General features: G+C 67.0%; 19 protein-coding genes. 7 read left to right on the top strand and 12 right to left on the bottom strand.

Annotation, left to right across the window (positions count from 1 at the left end):
- The first annotated feature begins 196 nt into the window (after positions 1-196).
- On the top strand, positions 197-1,822 hold the full coding sequence (gene groL, locus PHR85_RS14840) for a chaperonin GroEL (RefSeq protein ID WP_300055867.1): 1,626 nt from the start codon (positions 197-199) through the stop codon (positions 1,820-1,822).
- Here the strand turns inward: groL and PHR85_RS14835 are convergent.
- Both PHR85_RS14835 and PHR85_RS14830 read right to left on the bottom strand, forming a co-directional pair.
- The gene (locus tag PHR85_RS14835) at positions 1,819-2,277 is read right to left on the bottom strand and encodes a DNA polymerase III subunit chi (protein ID WP_300055864.1); all 459 of its coding nucleotides are present in this window, start codon (positions 2,275-2,277) and stop codon (positions 1,819-1,821) included. The genes groL and PHR85_RS14835 overlap by 4 nt on opposite strands.
- The gene (locus PHR85_RS14830; protein ID WP_300055861.1) at positions 2,277-3,839 is read right to left on the bottom strand and encodes a leucyl aminopeptidase; all 1,563 of its coding nucleotides are present in this window, start codon (positions 3,837-3,839) and stop codon (positions 2,277-2,279) included. Before PHR85_RS14830 ends, PHR85_RS14835 begins: the two co-directional genes overlap by 1 nt.
- A 28-nt stretch (positions 3,840-3,867) precedes the next feature.
- Here PHR85_RS14830 and lptF point away from each other — a divergent pair, with 28 nt between their 5' ends.
- The 5 genes from lptF to PHR85_RS14805 are packed head-to-tail and all read left to right on the top strand — an operon-like array spanning position 3,868 to position 8,228.
- Complete coding sequence (lptF, locus tag PHR85_RS14825; protein WP_300055857.1) at positions 3,868-4,983, top strand: LPS export ABC transporter permease LptF; 1,116 nt, start codon at positions 3,868-3,870, stop codon at positions 4,981-4,983.
- Positions 4,980-6,095 (top strand): LPS export ABC transporter permease LptG, encoded by a 1,116-nt coding sequence (lptG, locus tag PHR85_RS14820; RefSeq protein ID WP_300055854.1) that lies wholly within the window; start codon positions 4,980-4,982, stop codon positions 6,093-6,095. Before lptF ends, lptG begins: the two co-directional genes overlap by 4 nt.
- 59 nt (positions 6,096-6,154) lie before the next feature.
- On the top strand, positions 6,155-6,556 hold the full coding sequence (locus PHR85_RS14815; protein ID WP_300055852.1) for a CbiX/SirB N-terminal domain-containing protein: 402 nt from the start codon (positions 6,155-6,157) through the stop codon (positions 6,554-6,556).
- The gene (locus tag PHR85_RS14810; RefSeq protein ID WP_300055850.1) at positions 6,553-7,497 is read left to right on the top strand and encodes a CysB family HTH-type transcriptional regulator; all 945 of its coding nucleotides are present in this window, start codon (positions 6,553-6,555) and stop codon (positions 7,495-7,497) included. Before PHR85_RS14815 ends, PHR85_RS14810 begins: the two co-directional genes overlap by 4 nt.
- The gene (locus PHR85_RS14805; protein ID WP_300055848.1) at positions 7,494-8,228 is read left to right on the top strand and encodes a hypothetical protein; all 735 of its coding nucleotides are present in this window, start codon (positions 7,494-7,496) and stop codon (positions 8,226-8,228) included. The genes PHR85_RS14810 and PHR85_RS14805 overlap by 4 nt, the downstream gene beginning before the upstream one ends.
- Positions 8,229-8,235: 7 nt before the next feature.
- On the opposite strand, the gene PHR85_RS14800 is transcribed toward PHR85_RS14805, so the two are convergent.
- The 10 genes from PHR85_RS14800 to PHR85_RS14755 all read right to left on the bottom strand — a co-directional run bounded on the left by PHR85_RS14800 (position 8,236) and on the right by PHR85_RS14755 (position 16,265).
- Positions 8,236-9,336 (bottom strand): flagellin, encoded by a 1,101-nt coding sequence (locus PHR85_RS14800; protein WP_300055846.1) that lies wholly within the window; start codon positions 9,334-9,336, stop codon positions 8,236-8,238.
- Positions 9,337-9,392: 56 nt separating this feature from the next.
- A complete protein-coding gene (gene dnaB, locus PHR85_RS14795) occupies positions 9,393-11,819 on the bottom strand; it encodes a replicative DNA helicase (RefSeq protein WP_300055870.1) in 2,427 nt (808 codons plus the stop codon).
- A gap of 134 nt (positions 11,820-11,953) precedes the next feature.
- On the bottom strand, positions 11,954-12,406 hold the full coding sequence (rplI, locus tag PHR85_RS14790) for a 50S ribosomal protein L9 (protein WP_300055844.1): 453 nt from the start codon (positions 12,404-12,406) through the stop codon (positions 11,954-11,956).
- Positions 12,407-12,420: 14 nt separating this feature from the next.
- The gene (gene rpsR, locus PHR85_RS14785) at positions 12,421-12,702 is read right to left on the bottom strand and encodes a 30S ribosomal protein S18 (RefSeq protein ID WP_300055841.1); all 282 of its coding nucleotides are present in this window, start codon (positions 12,700-12,702) and stop codon (positions 12,421-12,423) included.
- A gap of 12 nt (positions 12,703-12,714) precedes the next feature.
- Complete coding sequence (gene priB, locus PHR85_RS14780) at positions 12,715-13,005, bottom strand: primosomal replication protein N (protein ID WP_300055838.1); 291 nt, start codon at positions 13,003-13,005, stop codon at positions 12,715-12,717.
- 22 nt (positions 13,006-13,027) lie between these two features.
- Complete coding sequence (gene rpsF, locus PHR85_RS14775) at positions 13,028-13,393, bottom strand: 30S ribosomal protein S6 (protein WP_300055835.1); 366 nt, start codon at positions 13,391-13,393, stop codon at positions 13,028-13,030.
- A 112-nt stretch (positions 13,394-13,505) separates the two neighbouring features.
- On the bottom strand, positions 13,506-15,584 hold the full coding sequence (locus PHR85_RS14770; protein WP_300055833.1) for a sodium:solute symporter family protein: 2,079 nt from the start codon (positions 15,582-15,584) through the stop codon (positions 13,506-13,508).
- Positions 15,581-15,847, bottom strand: a complete 267-nt coding sequence (locus PHR85_RS14765; protein WP_300055831.1) for a DUF4212 domain-containing protein — start codon at positions 15,845-15,847, stop codon at positions 15,581-15,583. Before PHR85_RS14765 ends, PHR85_RS14770 begins: the two co-directional genes overlap by 4 nt.
- A 67-nt stretch (positions 15,848-15,914) precedes the next feature.
- The gene (locus tag PHR85_RS14760; RefSeq protein WP_300055828.1) at positions 15,915-16,091 is read right to left on the bottom strand and encodes a FeoB-associated Cys-rich membrane protein; all 177 of its coding nucleotides are present in this window, start codon (positions 16,089-16,091) and stop codon (positions 15,915-15,917) included.
- A 3-nt stretch (positions 16,092-16,094) separates the two neighbouring features.
- Positions 16,095-16,265: a hypothetical protein gene (locus tag PHR85_RS14755; protein ID WP_300055825.1), complete on the bottom strand. Its 171-nt coding sequence runs from the start codon at positions 16,263-16,265 to the stop codon at positions 16,095-16,097.
- On the opposite strand from PHR85_RS14755, the gene PHR85_RS14750 reads away from it, so the two are divergent.
- Positions 16,264-16,725: a hypothetical protein gene (locus PHR85_RS14750; RefSeq protein WP_300055822.1), complete on the top strand. Its 462-nt coding sequence runs from the start codon at positions 16,264-16,266 to the stop codon at positions 16,723-16,725. The genes PHR85_RS14755 and PHR85_RS14750 overlap by 2 nt on opposite strands.
- Positions 16,726-17,072: the final 347 nt, after the last annotated feature.

Here is a 17,072-nt window from a genome sequence, read left to right as displayed (position 1 = left end):
CGCGCACTGACCACCTACTGCCACTTCCCCAGTTGGTCGGCCATGATCGAGTTCATGATCCTGTGCCTGACCGAGGGGCCGCAGCCCCCGCCTGCCCCTCCCTGAGTCCAAATTGAGAATTGCTGGTCGCTGGCACCAGGCTTGACGCATCGCGCCAGTCGGCGCCAAGATAGACGCTCAATAGCAGGGAGCGTCGATGACAGCCAAGCAGATCATCTTTCACGACAACGCGCGCGACAGGATCCGGCGCGGCGTTGACGCGCTGGCCGAGGCCGTCAAGGTCACGCTGGGCCCGCGCGGGCGCACCGTCATCCTCGAGCGCGACTTCGGCCCGCCGCAGGTCGTCAACTCGGGCGTGCTGGTCGCCAGGTCGATCGAGCTCGAAGACCGGTTCGAGAACATGGGCGCGCAGCTGCTGCGCGAGGTCGCCTCGCGCACCTCCGAGATGGCCGGAGACGGCACCACCACCGCCACCGTGCTCGCGCACAGCATGATCCACGAGGGCCTGCGCTACCTCGCCGGCGGCATGAACCCGATGGAGCTCAAGCGCGGCATGGAACAGGCCATCGCCGCCGTGGTCGCCGAGCTGAAAGCCATGGCCAGGCCCTGCGCGACCTCGCAGGAAATCGCCCATGTCGCCGCCATCTCGGCCAACAACGACCCGTCGATCGGTGAGTTGCTCGCCGGCGCGATCGACCGGGTCGGTCGCGAGGGCGCGATCTCGATCGAGGACGGCTCCGGCCTCGAGAGCGTGCTCGAGGTGGTCGAGGGCCTGCAGTTCGACCGCGGCTGGCTCTCGCCCTACTTCATCAACAACGCGGAGCGCCAATCCGCGCTGCACGAGGACGCCGCCATCCTGCTGTGCGACGGCAAGCTGTCGTCGCTGAAGGATCTGCTGCCGCTGCTGGAGCAAGTCGTGCAGGCCGGCCGGCCCCTGCTGGTGATCGCGGAAGAAGTGGACAACGACACGCTCGCCGCGCTGGTCATCAACAGCCTGCGCGGCTCGCTCAAGGCCTGCGCGGTCAGGGCGCCGGGCTTTGGCGATCGGCGCCGGGCGATGTTGCAGGACATCGCGGTACTGACCGGCGGCAAGCTCGTCAGCGAGGAAGTCGGGCTGCCGCTGGCCAAGGTCGGGCTGGACGACCTCGGCCGCGCCAGGCGCATCGAAATCGGCAAGGACAGCAGCACGCTGATCGGCGGTGGCGGCGAGCCGCCAGCCATACAGGAGCGCATCGCGCAGATCCGCCGCGAGCGCGAGAGCGCCAGCAGCGACTACGAGCGCGAGCAACTGGCAGAGCGGGCCGCCAAGCTCGCCGGCGGCGTGGCGCTGATCAAGGTTGGCGCCGCCACCGAGACCGAGCTCAAGGAACGCAAGATCCGGGTCGAGGACGCGCTGCACGCCACCCGGGCGGCGGTCGAGGAAGGCATAGTCCCGGGCGGCGGCGTCGCCCTGCTGCGCGCACGCCGGGTGCTGCAGTCGCTGGAGGGCAAGACGCTGGATCAGACTTCTGGCATCCGGCTGGTCGCGCGCGCGCTCGAGGAGCCGCTGCGACGCATCGTGGACAACGCGGGCGACGAGCCCTCGGTCGTGCTCAACCGGGTCGAGGCGGCCGAGGATGTCGCACAGGGCTACAACGCCGCCACGCGCGAATATGGCGACCTGCTGCAGATGGGCGTGGTTGACCCGGCCAAGGTCACCAGGCTCGCGCTGCAGAACGCGGCGTCGATCGCGAGCCTGATCCTGAGCACCGACTGCCTGATCGCCTCGCTACCAGCGCCGGCTGTGGCCAGCACAGCGGCAACGAATCCGGACTACCTTTAAGCCGAGGCAGAGGCCGGTGCCGCCGCGTCGTGGCGCTTGAGGCTGTGGCCTTTCGCGGTATAGGCGCGCCAGCGCCGGCGCGCCGCCTCGCGGCAGGACTCATCCAATCCGACGATCTCGACCACCTTGCGGTAGCCCTCGTAAGCCGGTGGCAATTCGCTCAGGGACAGGGCGTTGACCAGCACCTGCGCGCCCGGCCAATCGACGGCCCGGTCCGCGATCAGGATCGGTGAATGCGCCTGCGCCAGACTCCCGCTGTCCCAGAGCGCGTGCGCAATGAACTCCTCGGGCGCGAAGGTCCAGAGCGCCAGGTCGAGCTCGCGCGCGAGCTCGGGCGGTACGCAGACCAGCGCGCTCATGCCGGCTTGCCGCACCTTGCGCAACAGGCGGCACAGGTAGCGCAGCGGGTCGGGCACGTTGAAGTGGAAGGCCACTTCGGGCTGTGCCGACACCATCAGCCCTTCTTGGCTGCCTTGGGCGCCTTGGCTGCCCTGCCAGCCTTGGCCTTGACCGCCTTCACCGGCTTGGCGGTGGTTTCCACCCGGGCCGGCAGCTCGGCCGCGATGCGCGCGGCCTCGTCGACCAGGTACTGCAGCAGCAGGCCGACCGGGCGGCCGGTCGCCCCCTTGGCCGCACCGCTTTTCCAGGCCACGCCCGCGATGTCCAGATGCGCCCAGGCCTGCTCGGGCTGGACGAACTTCTGCAGGAACTTGGCCGCCGTCACCACGCCGGCCTGGCGCCCGCCGACGTTGCCCATGTCGGCGAAGTTCGACTTGAGGCCCTCGGCGTAGTCGTCATCCAGCGGCAGGCGCCAGCACAGATCGAGCGCGGCGTTGCCGGCCTCCTGCAGTTGCTGCGCGAGCTCGTCCTGGTTCGAGAACAGGCCGGCGCGCACGCCACCGAGCGCGATCACGCAAGCGCCCGTCAGCGTCGCGATGTCGACCAGCGCGCGCGGCTCGAAGCGCTGGGCGTAGGTCAGCGCATCGCACAGGATCAGCCGGCCTTCGGCATCCGTGTTGAGCACCTCGATGGTCTGGCCGCTCATGCTGGTGACCACATCGCCGGGCTTGACCGCGCGACCGCTGGGCATGTTCTCGCAGGACGGGATCAGGCCGACCACGTTGAGCGCTGGCCTGCACTCGGCCAGCGCGGCGAAGGTGCCCAGCACGCTGGCCGCGCCGCCCATGTCGAACTTCATCTCGTCCATCTCGGCCGCCGGCTTGATCGAGATGCCACCGGTATCGAAGGTGATGCCCTTGCCCACCAGCACCACCGGCGCCACCGACTTCGACGCGCCCTGGTATTTCAGCACGATGAAGCGCAGCGGCTGGTCCGAGCCCTGGGCCACCGCCAGGAAGGCCCCCATGCCCAGCTTCTCGACCTCGGACGGGCCCAGCACCTCGCAGCTCAGGTGCGGCTTCTTCGCCAGTTGCTGAGCCGCCTCGGCCAGCAGCTTGGGCGTGGCGTGGTTGGCCGGCCGGTTGGCCCATTCCTTGGCCAGCTCGGTGCCGCGCACCGTCGCGCAGCCCAGCTCGAAACCGGAGCGCACCACCCCCGCATCGGTCACGCCCAGGTCGACGCGGCGGATGAGGCGCGGCTGCGGCACGCTCTTGGTGGCCGTGTAGGCATAGCTGCCCTCGGCCACCGCCTGCACCAGCGCGTTGACCGAAGCCACCCCCAGCGAGCCGGCGTAGACGCCCAGGCTCTTGACCTTGGCGCCCTTGAGCGATGCCATCGCGGCCAGCATGGCCTTGCGCGACTGGGCCGCCGAGCCGTCGCCGGCACGCGCAAACACCAGCCGGCGCGCCGTCACGCCCGGCAGGCCATAGGCTTGCAGCAACTTGCCTGTACCCTCTTCCAGGTCCTTGGCCGCGATGGCGGACTGCACCCAGACACTGACCGGGTCTTGCGCGTGACGGCTGGCGGCCAGCACCTCGTCGGCGCACAGCACCAGCAGCGCGTCGACTTCCCATTCGGCCGCCTGGGCCAGGCTCACGGACTTGAGTTCGAAGTTCATAATGCGGGCTCTAGTAAAAATCCTGCTGATGTTATTCCATTCCTCTATCAGGCGAGAGCTCGCGCGCAGCTTTGGTGCCAACCTGCTGGTGCTGTTCACCATCGTGCTGACCATGCTGCTGATCCGCACCTTGGGTCTGGCCAGCAAGGGCAGCGTCAACCCGCAGGAAATCCTGCTGGTGCTGACCTACACCGTGATGGCGCAGATGCCGATCGTGCTGACGATCGCGCTGTTCGTCGCCATCGTCTCGACGCTGTCGCGCATGTACGCCGACAGCGAGATGTTCATCTGGTTCGCGGCCGGGCGCGGACTGGCTGGCTTCCTGCCGCCCGTGCTGCGCTTCGCCTGGCCGGTGCTGGCGGCCGTCGCGCTGCTGGTCGCCTTCGCCTGGCCCTGGGCCAACGAGCAGACCGAGCTGCTGCGCATCCGCTACGAGCAGCGCGGCGACCTCGAACGCGTGAGCCCCGGCCAGTTCATGGAGTCCTCGGGCGGGCGGCGCGTTTTCTTCATCGACCGCGACACTTCGGGCGGCAAGGAAGGACGCAATGTCTTCATCGCCGACACCGGCCCCGACGGACGCGAGACGATCACTTCGGCGCAGGCGGGCCGGATCGAGTGGATGGGACCAGACCAGTACCTGATGCTGGACCGCGGACAGCGCCTCGAACTGCCGCCGCCCGAACAAGCCGACGGCGCCATCCGGGTCAGCGAGTTCGAGAGCTACGGCATCCGCATCGGCGGCATGGGGAGCGCTCGCGGCCAGGCTGAAAAACTCAAGGCCCAGCCGACCCTGGAACTGCTGCGCCACCCCACCCGTGCAGCCATGGGCGAGCTGTCCTGGCGCATCGGCATGGCGATCACGGCCTTCAATTTCGTGTTGATCGCGGTCGCCGTCTCGGTCTCCAACCCGCGCGCCGGGCGCAGCGGCAACCTGATCTTTCTGCTTTTCAGCTTCGTGCTCTACTACAACCTCGTCAACCTCGGCGCTGGCTGGATCGCGGCCGGCAAGTTCAACTGGCTGGCCTACATGGTGACCGTGCACTGCGGCGTGCTGGCCGCCACGCTGGCCTGGCTGGCCAAGCGCCACTACAACTGGCGGCTGTGGCCGCAGCGCCGCGCCGCCGCCCTGGAGGTGCCGGCATGAGGACGCTGCGCCGCCTGATCTACGGCGAGATCCTGGTCGCCGTCCTGTTCGTGCTGCTGGCCTTCCTGGCGCTGTTCTCCTTTTTCGACCTGGTCGATGAGCTGCCTGCGCTGGGACGCGCCTCGCCGCTGAATCCCGCGCGCATCTATGCCTTGCCGCAGGCCCTGGCCTATGTCGCGCTACAGTTGCCGACCCGGATCTACGAGCTGCTGCCAATCGCGGTGCTGATCGGTACCGTCTTCGTGCTGGTGCGGCTGGCGCAGAGCTCGGAGTTCACCATCCTGCGCAGCAGCGGCCTCGGACCCGGGCGCGCATTGCGCACCCTGCTGGCGCTGGGAGCCGGCTTCGTGCTGCTGACCTTCGCGATTGGCGACTATGTCGCGCCGCTGGCCGGCAAGTCCGCCCAACTGCTCAAGGCCCATTACCAGGGCAGCACCAGCCTGGGCCGCTCCGGCGCCTGGCTCAAGGAACACTCGGACGACAGCCAGTATGCGGTCAACGTGGGCGCGCTCGCGGCCAACGGCCGGCTGCAGGCCGTGCGCATCTTCGAGTTCGGCGACGACGGCAAGCTGCGCGGCACCGTGAGCGCCGACCAGGGCCATGTCACATCCGATGGCCAATGGCAGCTTGAGCAGGTCCAGCGCCGGGTCTTCGACACCCGCGCCGGCCAGGCCCATGTCCAGCGCGAATTTCTGCCGCAGTGGTCCTGGCAGACCGGGCTCAGCGCCGAGATGGTCTCGGTCGCGCTGCTCAAGCCCGAGCGGATGGCGACACTCGACCTGTTCCGCTATGTGCGCCATCTCGAAGCCAACGGGCAGAACGCACAGCGCTACGAGATCGAGTTCTGGCGCAAGCTGTTCTATCCGCTCAGCTGTCTGGTGATGGTGGTGCTCGCGCTGCCCTTCGCCTACCTGCATTTCCGCTCCGGCGGCGTGGCGGGCTATGTCTTCCTGGGCGTGATGCTGGGGATCAGCTTCTTCCTGCTCAGCAACGTGTTCGGCTATATCGGCAACCTGCGCGCCTGGGCCCCCTGGCTCGTGGCCGCCGCGCCCTCGCTGCTCTACTCGCTCGTCTCGCTGGGCGCCTTCGGCTGGCTGGTGCTGCGGCACTGAGCCACGACAAACCTCGCCCCTTGGCACCGCGCCGCCACTCAACAGACACCAGGAGTCCCATGCTCGCCATCCTCATCTTCGCCCACGGCTCGCGCGACCCGCTCTGGCGCGCTCCGGTCGAGGCCGTCGCCAGCGCCGTGCGCGCCCAAGCCCCGGGCGTGCATGTCGCCTGCGCCTACCTTGAGCTCTGCCACCCAGAACTGCCCGAGGCCGCCGCGCAGGCGATCGCCGCCGGGGCGACCGAGGTGCGGGTGCTGCCGCTCTTCTTCGGCATGGGCAAGCACGCGCGCGAGGACCTGCCCGTGCTGATGGATCAGCTGCGCCAGGCCCACCCGGCGGTGGCGTTCCTGCAACTGCCCACCGCCGGCGAGCAGCCGCGCCTGACCGCGCTGCTGGCCGAGCTCGCGCTCGATCCTGACCCCGCCATCCTGTCCACCAGCCCCCACCTGGCGGCCGCATGAACCTGCACCAGTTCCGCTTCGTCCAGGAGGCCGTGCGCCGCAACCTCAACCTGACCGAGGCAGCCAAGGCCCTGCACACCTCGCAGCCGGGGGTCTCGAAGGCGATCATCGAACTCGAGGACGAGCTGGGCATCGAGATCTTCTCGCGCCACGGCAAGCGCATCAAACGGGTGACCGAACCCGGCCAGCATGTGCTCAAGAGCATCGACATCATCCTGCGCGAGGTCAACAACCTCAAGCGCATCGGCGAGCAGTTTTCGGCGCAGGACAGCGGCAACCTGAGCATCGCCACCACCCACACCCAGGCCCGCTACGTGCTGCCCGGGCCGGTGGCCAAGCTGCGCATCGCCTACCCCAAGGTCGGCATCAGCCTGCACCAGGGCTCGCCCGATCAGGTCGCGCGCATGCTGCTCGACGAGACCGCCGAGATCGGCATCGCGACCGAGTCGCTGGGCCAGTACGAGGACCTGGTCACCCTGCCCTGTTACGACTGGCAGCATGTGCTGGTGCTGCCCTTTGGCCACCCGCTGCTGGAGAAGGAGCGCATCAGCCTGGAGGACCTGGCCAAGCAACCGCTGATCACCTACCACCCGACCTTCACCGGCCGCACGCGGATCGACCAGGCCTTCGCGCAGCGTCACCTGAGCCCCAACATCGTGCTCGACGCGATCGACTCCGACGTGATCAAGACCTATGTCAAGCTCGGCATGGGGGTAGGGATAGTCGCCGAGATGGCCATGCAGGGCGACGAGCGCAGCCCCGACCTGGTGGCGCGGCCAGCCGGCCATCTGTTCGGCCAGAACGTCGCGCGCGTGGCGTTCAAGCGCGGCGCCTACCTGCGGCTGTTCGTGCTCAAGTTCGCCGAGTTCCTCAGCGACCGGCTCAGCCGCGACCTGATCATGAAGGCCATGCAGGGCCATGGCGCGGATTACGAGATGTGAGTCCGGATCGCGTGCGAGACCAGTTGCTTGCCTATTTCTGGAGTGGTGACGCCATCCGGAGCCGAAGCGTCAGCGAGGTCGTGCTGACTGGCTCGCTGGAGCTGCCCGCGCCGCCAGCCCGGCTGAGCGCCGATTGGCGGCGGGAGACCTTGCGCCTGGGCCTGGAAGCCGGCGACGTCGAGCCCTTGTCGCTGGCCAGGTCACGTGCGCGCTGGCCGGACTACCGGCGATGCCTGCAGGCGATGCGCGACTGGATGGACTCGCTCAGGCTGCACGGGATGCTCGACACCTCCGAGCTGGCCTTGATGGCCTGCCTCGGCGCGAACTACCACCATGATGCCGCCCAGTATGGCGGCTCAGCCTTTTGCAACCTGTTCCTGAGCGAGGACAGGGGGCAGGACCTGCATTTCCCCGCCACAGGTCAGCGCATTCCCCTGGACAGGGGCCGGGTGGTGATTTTCGATACGGCCCAGCCGCACGCGGTGATTGGTCGCCATGGCACGGGATTTGCCAAAAGCGACTTTCCCGCCGAGCCGGACTCCAGCCAGGTATTCCTGAGCTGGGAGCTGCCGATCGAGCAGGCCGAGCTCGCGCGCGCATTGGGAACAAGCTTCGACATCGACCCGGCGACCGCCGGGCGACTGGATCAGGGGCAGGTCTGGCTCAACGGCGCACCGGCCAATCTGTGCCTGGATTCAGGTCGGTGGCGCCAGGACGGCGCTCACGGATAGCGCGCGGTCAGCGCAACAGCGACATCAGGCCGCTGGGCAACTGGTTGGCCTGGGCCAACATCGCCATGCCGGCTTGCTGCATGATCTGGCCACGCGCCAGGTTGCTGGTCTCGGCGGCAAAATCGGTGTCGACGATGCGGCTCTTGGCCGCGGTCTGGGTTTCCACCGAAGCCTGCAAGGTCGACAGCACGGAGCCGAGGCTGTTTTGCGCCGCTCCGAAAGTGCCCGACTCCTGGTGGAGTTCCTTGAGTGCCTGGTCGATCTTGTCGATCGCGGCTGTCGCGCCCTCGCGGGTCGTGATGCCAACCGATTGGAGCGCCTTGAACGCATCGAAATTCGATAGGGCCGCCGTGGAGGCATCCGTGGCGATGGGAGTGGCGTCGAACCCCACGATGCTCGATGCCCGGATCATGTCGCTCTTGACAGTCGCGGCGTCCACCGCGGTGGGGTCGAAATAACCGATGACGCGGCCGCTGCTGTCCCTTTGGACCGTGTATTCCTTCTCGCCAGACTGGGTGGTGACCCTCACGCTGCCGCCTTGCGCCAGCAACTCCATGCCCGCGCCCGCCACGATCGCCGGACTGGCCAAGGCTTTTTGCGTGCTGCTGGTGGGGCTGAGCAGATCGGTCCCCTGCAGCTTGACCTGGTTCTCGGGCGAGTTGGCGTAATCAACCTGGAAGGTCCGCTCCGCGCCGTCGAAGACCTTGATGCCGTTGAACTTGGTGCTGTGCGCGATGTGCGAGACTTCCTGCTGCAGGCTGCTGAACTCTTCGTTCAGGCCTGCACGGTCAGGGGCATTGGTGTCTGTGGCGGCCTGCACGGCCAACTCGCGCATGCGCTGCAGGTTTTCCTGCATGCGGGACAGGGAACCGTCGGCCGTCTGCGCCAACGAGATGGCATCGCTGACATTGCGCACGGCCGCCCCCTGTCCTCGGATCACCGTTTCGATACCCCCGGCGATGGCGAAATCGGCCGCGTTGTCCTTGGCGCTGTTGAGGCGTACACCCGATGAAAGGCGCTCGATCGAGGCCTGCAGCTTGGTTTGCGAAACAGCCAGGTTGCGCTGGGTGAGCAGAGCAGGGGAATTGGTGTTGATGCTGTAGGCCATATGCTTATATCGGCTCAATATCCAGAAACTTGATGCTCATTTGAACATATTTTGCATCAGAAATCGTTCGAATAGCTCGCCATGCTCTCGAAGCGGGTCAGCGTGTTCATGAAGGTGAGCTTGACGGTGCCGGTCGGGCCGTTACGTTGCTTGGCGATGATGATCTCGGCCACGCCCGGCTCCTTGCAGGCCTCCTTGGTGTAGTACTCGTCGCGATAGATGAACATGATGATGTCGGCATCCTGTTCTATCGCTCCCGATTCACGCAAATCTGACATCATGGGCCGCTTGTCGGCGCGCTGCTCGACCGAGCGGTTGAGCTGCGACAGCGCGATCACCGGGCATTGCAGCTCCTTGGCCAGCATCTTGAGGCCGCGCGAGATCTCGCCGAGCTCGGTCGCGCGGTTGTCGCCGTCCGAGCTGCTGCCGCTCATGAGCTGCAGGTAGTCGACCACGATCAGGCCGAGCTTGCCACACTGGCGCGCCAGCCGGCGCGCGTTGGCGCGCAGTTCGCTGGGCTTCAGGCCCGGCGTCTCGTCGATGTGCAACGACACGGTGCGCAGGCGCTCGATGGCCTCGGTCAGGCGCGGCCATTCGTCGTCGGTCAGCTTGCCAGTGCGCAGATGACCCTGGTTGATGCGCCCGATCGAGCCCACGATACGCACCGCGAGCTGGGCAGCGCCCATTTCCATCGAGAAGATGGCGACCGGCAGGCCCTCGTTCAAGGCCACATGCTCGGCGATGTTGACGGCAAACGCCGTGTTGTGCGTCACGACATCGCCGTCGGTGATGTAGAGCCGGTGCGGGTGACTGACCGAGATGCACTGGCAATCGGCCTCGCGGCTGGGCTTGATCGATTCGATCGTCAGCAGCTTGCGGCGTTGCCGCGTCTCGGGCAGGCGCGCGAGCTTGTCGGACAGCAGGAACAGCGACCTCGGCTGCGGATGCGCGATATTGCAGACATAGGCCGGCAGGCCAGCGACCCGCATGCCGGCCAGGTTGCGGAAATGGGGCTGCTTTTCGTTGATCGAGCACCAGCCACCCAGCGAACGCACCAGCTCGGCCATGTCCTCGGCGAGTTGGCGGCTCGCAGTGGAAAAGCGCACGCTGCCCCAGCGCTCGACCCAGCCATCGGTGTCAAGCAGGCCGCGCAGCAGGTCCAGGCGCGCTTCGCGGCCGGCTTCCAGGTAGAGGCGCGGAATGAATTTCTCGTCGCTGGCCAGCCCCGACAGACGCAGGCTGTCGAGCGCCGTGCGCAGCGGATTGGGCTGCGAGCCCTTGATCCCGAGCGGATGACCACGGTCCTCGCGCACGATGCGGTAATCGTAGCGGCCGGCATGCGTCAGCTCCATGCCGGCGCCGACGCGGACCTCCAATGCGCCCAGGATTTCAGCCGAGGCGGTCGAGAAACGCACCGGGCCGCTCCCCGTCAGGTTGCCATCGCCCAGCAGCGCCCCCAGCACCCAGGGATCGATCGGCAGGGCTTGCTGGTGACCGAACTGGCCCTCGTGCGGCTCGATCCAGATCCGGCTCTGGTAGCGTTGGCGGCTCAACAAGGTGCGGATTTCAGCGGTGGAGAGCACCCGCGGCGCTTCCCAGTGCCGGCAACTGACGCGCCAGAGATGCTCGTCGCAGCATTCGGCCGAACGCCCGTCCGACAGCGTCACGCGCCAGACCGCCTTGCGGCCCTGCGGATAGATGCCGGTCACGATGGAGGGACGGCCGTCGACCGAAGCCAGCGCCATGCCGACTTCGAGCTCGCCCATGGCTTTCCAGCCAGTGAGCGTGCGCACCCGGGCATCCAGCGGCTGGGCCTTGCCCATCGAGGGCCTGGCCGCCAGCACCACCATGTCGCCGGCCTGCAGCCCCGAGGTCATGCGATCGAGGTCGATGAAGCCGGTCGGCACCCCGGTGACGTCGTTCGGGTTGTCGGCCATCTCGGTCACGCGGTCCAGCAGGTCGACCACCAGCGTGTCCATCGACTGGAAGCCCTGCTTCATGCGGGTGCCCTCCTCGCCGATGTTGAACACCTTCTGTTCGGCCTCGTCGAGGATCTCGGCGACCTTGGAGCCCTTGGGGTTGAAGGCGCGGGTGGCGATGTCGTCGCTGACCTTGATCAGCTTGCGCAGGATGGAGCGTTCGCGCACGATCTCGGCGTAGCGGCGGATGTTGGCCGCGCTCGGCACATACTGGGCCAGCTGGTTGAGGTAGCCCAGGCCCCCGACCTTGTCGGACTGGCCCTCGGAGTTGAGCTGCTCGAAGACCGTGATGACGTCGGCCGGCTTGTTGGCGTTGATCAGCTTGGCGATCGCACTGAACACCAGCTGGTGCTCGAAGCGGTAGTAGTCCGAGTCCTGCAGCAGGTCGCCGACCCGGTCCCAGGCGCTGTTGTCCAGCAGCAGGCCGCCGAGCACGCTGGACTCGGCCTCGATCGAGTGCGGCGGCACGCGCAGCTGTGCGATCTGCCGGTCCTCGGAGGGCATGGACGGGAAGACATCGTCTGGCGGGAATACGTCTGACACGGTTTGTCCTTTCGAGCCGGAATCTTAAGTCCTGAGGCAGCAAAAACAAAAACAGCCGGCATCAGCCGGCTGCTCTCGTTGCGCGAAGGCAGGTATCAGGCGGTTTCGCCCAGCACCGACACGTTCACTTCGACCACCACATCGGTGTGCAGGCCGACGTTGACGGTGTAGTCACCGACGTTCTTCAGCAGGCCGTTGGGCATGCGGACCTGAGCCTTGGCGACAACGAAGCCTTCCTTGTTCAGGGCGTCAGCGATGTCGTGGTTGGTCACGGAGCCGAACAGGCGACCGTCGACGCCGGCCTTCTGGGACAGCTTGACGGTGAAGCCGGACAGCTTCTCGCCGACGGCTTGCGCCTCGGCCAGCTTGGCGGCGGCGGCCTTTTCGAGTTCGGCGCGGCGCGCTTCGAATTCGGCGATCGCGGTCTTGGTGGCGCGACGGGCGCGGCCAGACGGGATCAGGAAGTTACGGGCGTAGCCGTCCTTGACCTTGACGATATCGCCCAGGCCACCCAGGTTGACAACTTTGTCGAGCAGGATGATTTGCATGGTGTTCGTTCCTATCAGGCGCGGTGCTGGTCGCTGTAAGGCAGCATGGCCAGGAAGCGGGCACGCTTGATGGCGGTGGTGACCTGACGTTGGTAGATCGCGCGGGTGCCAGTCAGGCGAGCCGGGATGATCTTGCCGTTCTCGGAGATGAAGTCACGCAGGACATCGACGTCCTTGTAGTCGACTTCCTCGACGCCTGCCACGGTGAAGCGGCAGAACTTCTTGCGCTTGAACAGCAGCGATTGGGTGTTGCGCTTGGGGCGCTTGTCTTTGTTGAAACGCTTGGGTGCAGCCATGATGGTGCTTCCTTAACTGAGAGGTGTGAAATCCTGGATCTGGAGCACGACGCCCTTGCCGTTGCGCGAATTGGTGAGGAACCCGGAGAACTCGAAGCCTGTTCCCAGCGTTTGCCGGGACAGCGACTCAGCCTGGTGACCGAAGGCGGTGGCCCTCAGCTCCAGCCTGACTTGGCGGGCTTGCCCCATCTGCTCGGCCTGGGACTGGTGCTCAAGCACCATGTCCAACGCTGGCAATCCGACCGGCGTGTAGCGCAGCGGATAGACCTGAGCGATGACGGCGGCCAGCGAGAGGCGGTTCACTTCATCCTACGCGCGCGACAAATCAGGCGACGTTTTCCTGCTGCTGGGACTTGCGAGCTTCTTCGCGCTCGACAGCCTTCATCATCGAAGAGGGGCCGGTTTCGGCTTTCTTCTTCTGGACGGTCAGATGACGCAGCACGGCGTCGTTGAACTTGAAGGCGTGCTCCAGCTCGGACATCACGGCCTGGTCGGCTTCGATGTTCACGCACAGGTAATGTGCCTTGGACAGCTTGTTGATCTGGTAGACCAGTTGACGACGACCCCAGTCTTCCACGCGGTGGATCGCGCCGCCGCCGGTGGTGATCATGTTCTTGTAGCGCTCCAGCATGGCCGGAACCTGTTCGCTTTGATCCGGGTGGATCAGCAGAACGATTTCGTAGTGACGCATGGTCTCTCCTTTTGGTTGAAACAGCCGTCCCCAGCGTCGACAGGGGTACGGCAAGGCAAGCCTGCGATTATATCGCTGAAACGCCGGCGCAGGCAATACTGAACGGCACCGTCTAGCCGGGGCTGCGCAGGCGATCGACCAGCGCCTGCGCTTCGGGCGGCGGCGGCGGGGTCAGCCAGCTCACGAGCAGGATGACCGCGAAGCCCAGCGGCACGCCAAAGACGCCGGCCGAGATCGGCTCGATGCCCCACCAGAGCTCTACCGGCCCGCTCAGACGCAACAGCGAGCGAAACCAGGGCTGGTGGATCGCGACATAGTAGACCGTCAGGCCCAGGCCGGCCAACATCCCGGCGGCGGCGGCGGCGCCGGTGGCGCGCTTCCAGAAAATACCCAGCACCAGGGCCGGAAAGAAGGCCGACGCCGCCAGCGAGAAGGCCGCCGAGACCAGGAACAGGATATTGGCCGGCTTGAGCGCGGCGATGTAGGCCGCGATCAGCGCCAGCACCAGCAGCACGACCTTGGTCAGCGTGACGCGGCGCGCGGTCGAGGCGCTCGGGTCCACCATCTTGTAATAGAGGTCATGGCTGACGGCGTTGGCCATGGTCAGCAGCAGCCCGTCAGCGGTCGACAACGCCGCGGCCAGCGCGCCAGCGGCCACCAGCCCGGAGACGACGAAGGGCAGGCCCGCGATCTCGGCCGAGGCCAGCATGATCAGGTCACTGCCCAGGCCGATCTCGTTGAACTGCAGCACGCCATCGGCATTGATGTCCTTGAGGCTGATCAGGCCGACATCGACCCGACTCCAGGCCGAGACCCAGCTTGGCAATTGCTCGATGCGCGTGCCCACCAGATGGTGCAGGATCTCGTGCTTGACCAGCACCGCCAGCGCGGGGGCGGTGAAATAGACCAGCGCGATGAAGAACAGCGTCCAGGCAACCGAACTGCGCGCCTCGCGCACGCTCGGCACGGTGTAGAAGCGTGTCAGCACATGCGGCAGGCTGGCGGTGCCGACCATCAGGCAGAACACCAGGGCCAGGAAGTTCAGGCGCGAGCGCTCGAACTCCAGCCGCTGTGCCGCGTCGCCCTCGGGATCGCCCGCGTAGGGCCGCGCATGGGGCGGCATCCCGCCCAGCGGCAACTTCCTGGCATCGGCCTCCTCCAGCTCGCGGCGCCAGAGCCGGCGCGCGCCCGCCTCGTCGCGCGGCAACTGGTAGAGGGCGCGCTCGGCCGCCGCGATGTCCTCGGGGGCGGCGGAGAGTTGGCGCAGATCGTCCAGCCAGCGCTGCGCCAGCGCACGGTCCTGGGCCAGGGCGGCGGCCGGGTTCTCGAGCTTGGCGCGCAGCAGTTCGGCCTGGTGGCGGTAGAGCGCCATGACCTCGAGCTCGCGCGGGTCGCGCAGCAGCTCCTGCTCGCGGGCGCTGACGCGCTCGAGCTGCTGGCCGTAGACCAGCTGCGGCAGCGGCGAGCCGGTCTGCTTGACCGAGAGCCAGGCCACCGGCAGCAGGAAGGCCACCAGCAGCACCAGGTACTGCGCGACCTGGGTCCAGGTCACGGCGCGCATGCCGCCCAGGAAGGAGCAGATCAGCATGCCGCCCAGTCCCAGGAAGACGCCGAGCTCGAACGCGATTCCGGTCAGCCGCGAGGTGATCAGACCGACGCCGTAGAGCTGCGCGACCACGTAGGTGAAGGAGCACAGCAGGGAGGCGAAGATCCCCATCAGGCGCGGCCAGTGACCACCATAGCGCTCGCCCAGGAAGTCGGGGATGGTGAAGCCGCCGAAGCGACGCAGATAGGGCGCCAGCAGCAGGCTGACCAGGCAGTAGCCGCCGGTCCAGCCCAGCACGAAGGCCAGCCCGTTGTAACCCTGCAGGTAAAGCGTGCCGGCCAGGCCGATGAAGGAAGCGGCCGACATCCAGTCGGCGGCAGTGGCCATGCCGTTGTAGAACGCGGGCACGCGGCGGCCCGCGACGTAGTACTCCTCCGGATCGGTGGTGCGGCTGACTATGCCGATGCCGGCATACAGCCCGACCGTCGCCAGCAGGAAGATCAGGCCGATGGCTTCGCGCGACAGGCCCAGGCTTTCGAGCCAGGACAGTCCCAGCACGAAGGCGAAGAAGCAGGCGACGTAGCCCCGAAAAACGCGGTTGAGCTGGCGGCCGTAGGCCGGCTGGCCCGTGCCAGCGTCCTTCATGTCGGGGGCCGCCCTGGGGAACCGGGCTGGCGGGCGTCGAGCCGGTTCATGATCCAGGCGTAGCCGGTCACGATCAGCAGGTAGACCAGCAAGGCACCCTGGGCCGCGACCCAGAAGCTGAAGCCCCAACCGAAAAAGACGAAGTCGAGCTCGCGCGCGAACCAGCCCACGCCGAAGGTCACGACAAAGCCCAGCAGCAGGCCGGCCGCGATCAGCCAGCGGTTGAAGCGCCAGTAGCGCTCGGGACTCAGGGGTGTGGACATCGGAGGGCGAATATAGCAGCGCCACGCGCCCGACATGGACGCTGACGCGGTGCCATTGTCGCCCGCGCTAGCCTACGCGATCCTGACGGCTGCCGCAGGCAGGCGCCGATCCGCAGCGCGCACAGCCGGAGCAGGACTCGCCCGCGGTCGCTGCCTGGCGCCGGCGCAACTGCCGCCGCAACAGGAAGCCGAAAGCCAGCGCGACCAGCGCCAGCACCACGATCAGGTCCAGGGTTTCGTTCATGGTTCAGCTCCAGCGGGATACGAGGGTATAGGTCAGCCAGGAAGCGGCGTAGGCAAGCGAGAACAGCAAGGCGGTGATGGTCGCCGGCATGGCCCAGCCGCCGGTCTCGCGCCGCACCACGGCCAGGGTCGCGAGGCACTGCGGCGCGTGGACGAACCAGACCAGCAGCGACATGCCGGTGGCGAGCGACCAGTCGGCCCAGATGCCAGTTGAAGCCGATCGGCTCGAACAGCTGGGCGAGCAGCTGGCCGGCGGGCAGCAGCGCCTTGACCACCTGGCCGACCGCCTCGGTGCCGGACTCGATCAGGCTCTTGGGCCATTCGGCCCAGCTGAACACCGCCTGGAACACCAGGAACAACAGCACCAGCAGCACCACGCTGCCGAGCGCGGGGTGGAGGAAGACGGGGCGTCGAGCGGCGCGACCAGGCGTGGTGCGGCAGCGCCTGGTCCGGGCCGGCCAGGCATGGGCCTGCGCGTCGTCCTGTTCAACCTCGGTGGCTTCGGTGTCGAGCCCCTGCGGCCCGGCGGTCGAAACCGTCCAGTTTGCCGGCGCATCGGCGCCTGGCACCGTGATGCCGGTGGCCTCGACCTGAGCGCGGCCGCCAGACATCCTCGCCGCCATCAATGGCGGTGATTCCTCCCGCGAGATGGCCATGTCCAGCCGCATCGGCTCGCGCCGACTCATTCAGCAAGGCGCCTATCTCTCGGACTCCCATGTGGGACGGCGAATTACCGGAAATTGTCGTGCTGGATTCCGACTGCCTGATGGCAAAAGAAGAATTCGGAACCGTCGTCGCAACAGCGGAAATCTTAGCAGGGAGAGCTAGACCCCGCCGTGAACGACGGGGCTTGCGCCAGGGCGATCGCGCTATGTTGAGTCTGGCGAGATTTGACCGAACAAGATCTGCTGGCGGTAGTCGAGGCTGGTGCCGGCGCGCATCTTGCGCCGGCGTATGCTCACGTTGCTGCTGTCGTTGTCGC

This window comes from Malikia sp. (genome assembly GCF_028687635.1).
Classification (GTDB): domain Bacteria; phylum Pseudomonadota; class Gammaproteobacteria; order Burkholderiales; family Burkholderiaceae_C; genus Malikia.
The sequence above is the reverse complement of the archived record's forward strand: the minus strand, read 5'-3'. Positions and strand labels throughout refer to the sequence as shown.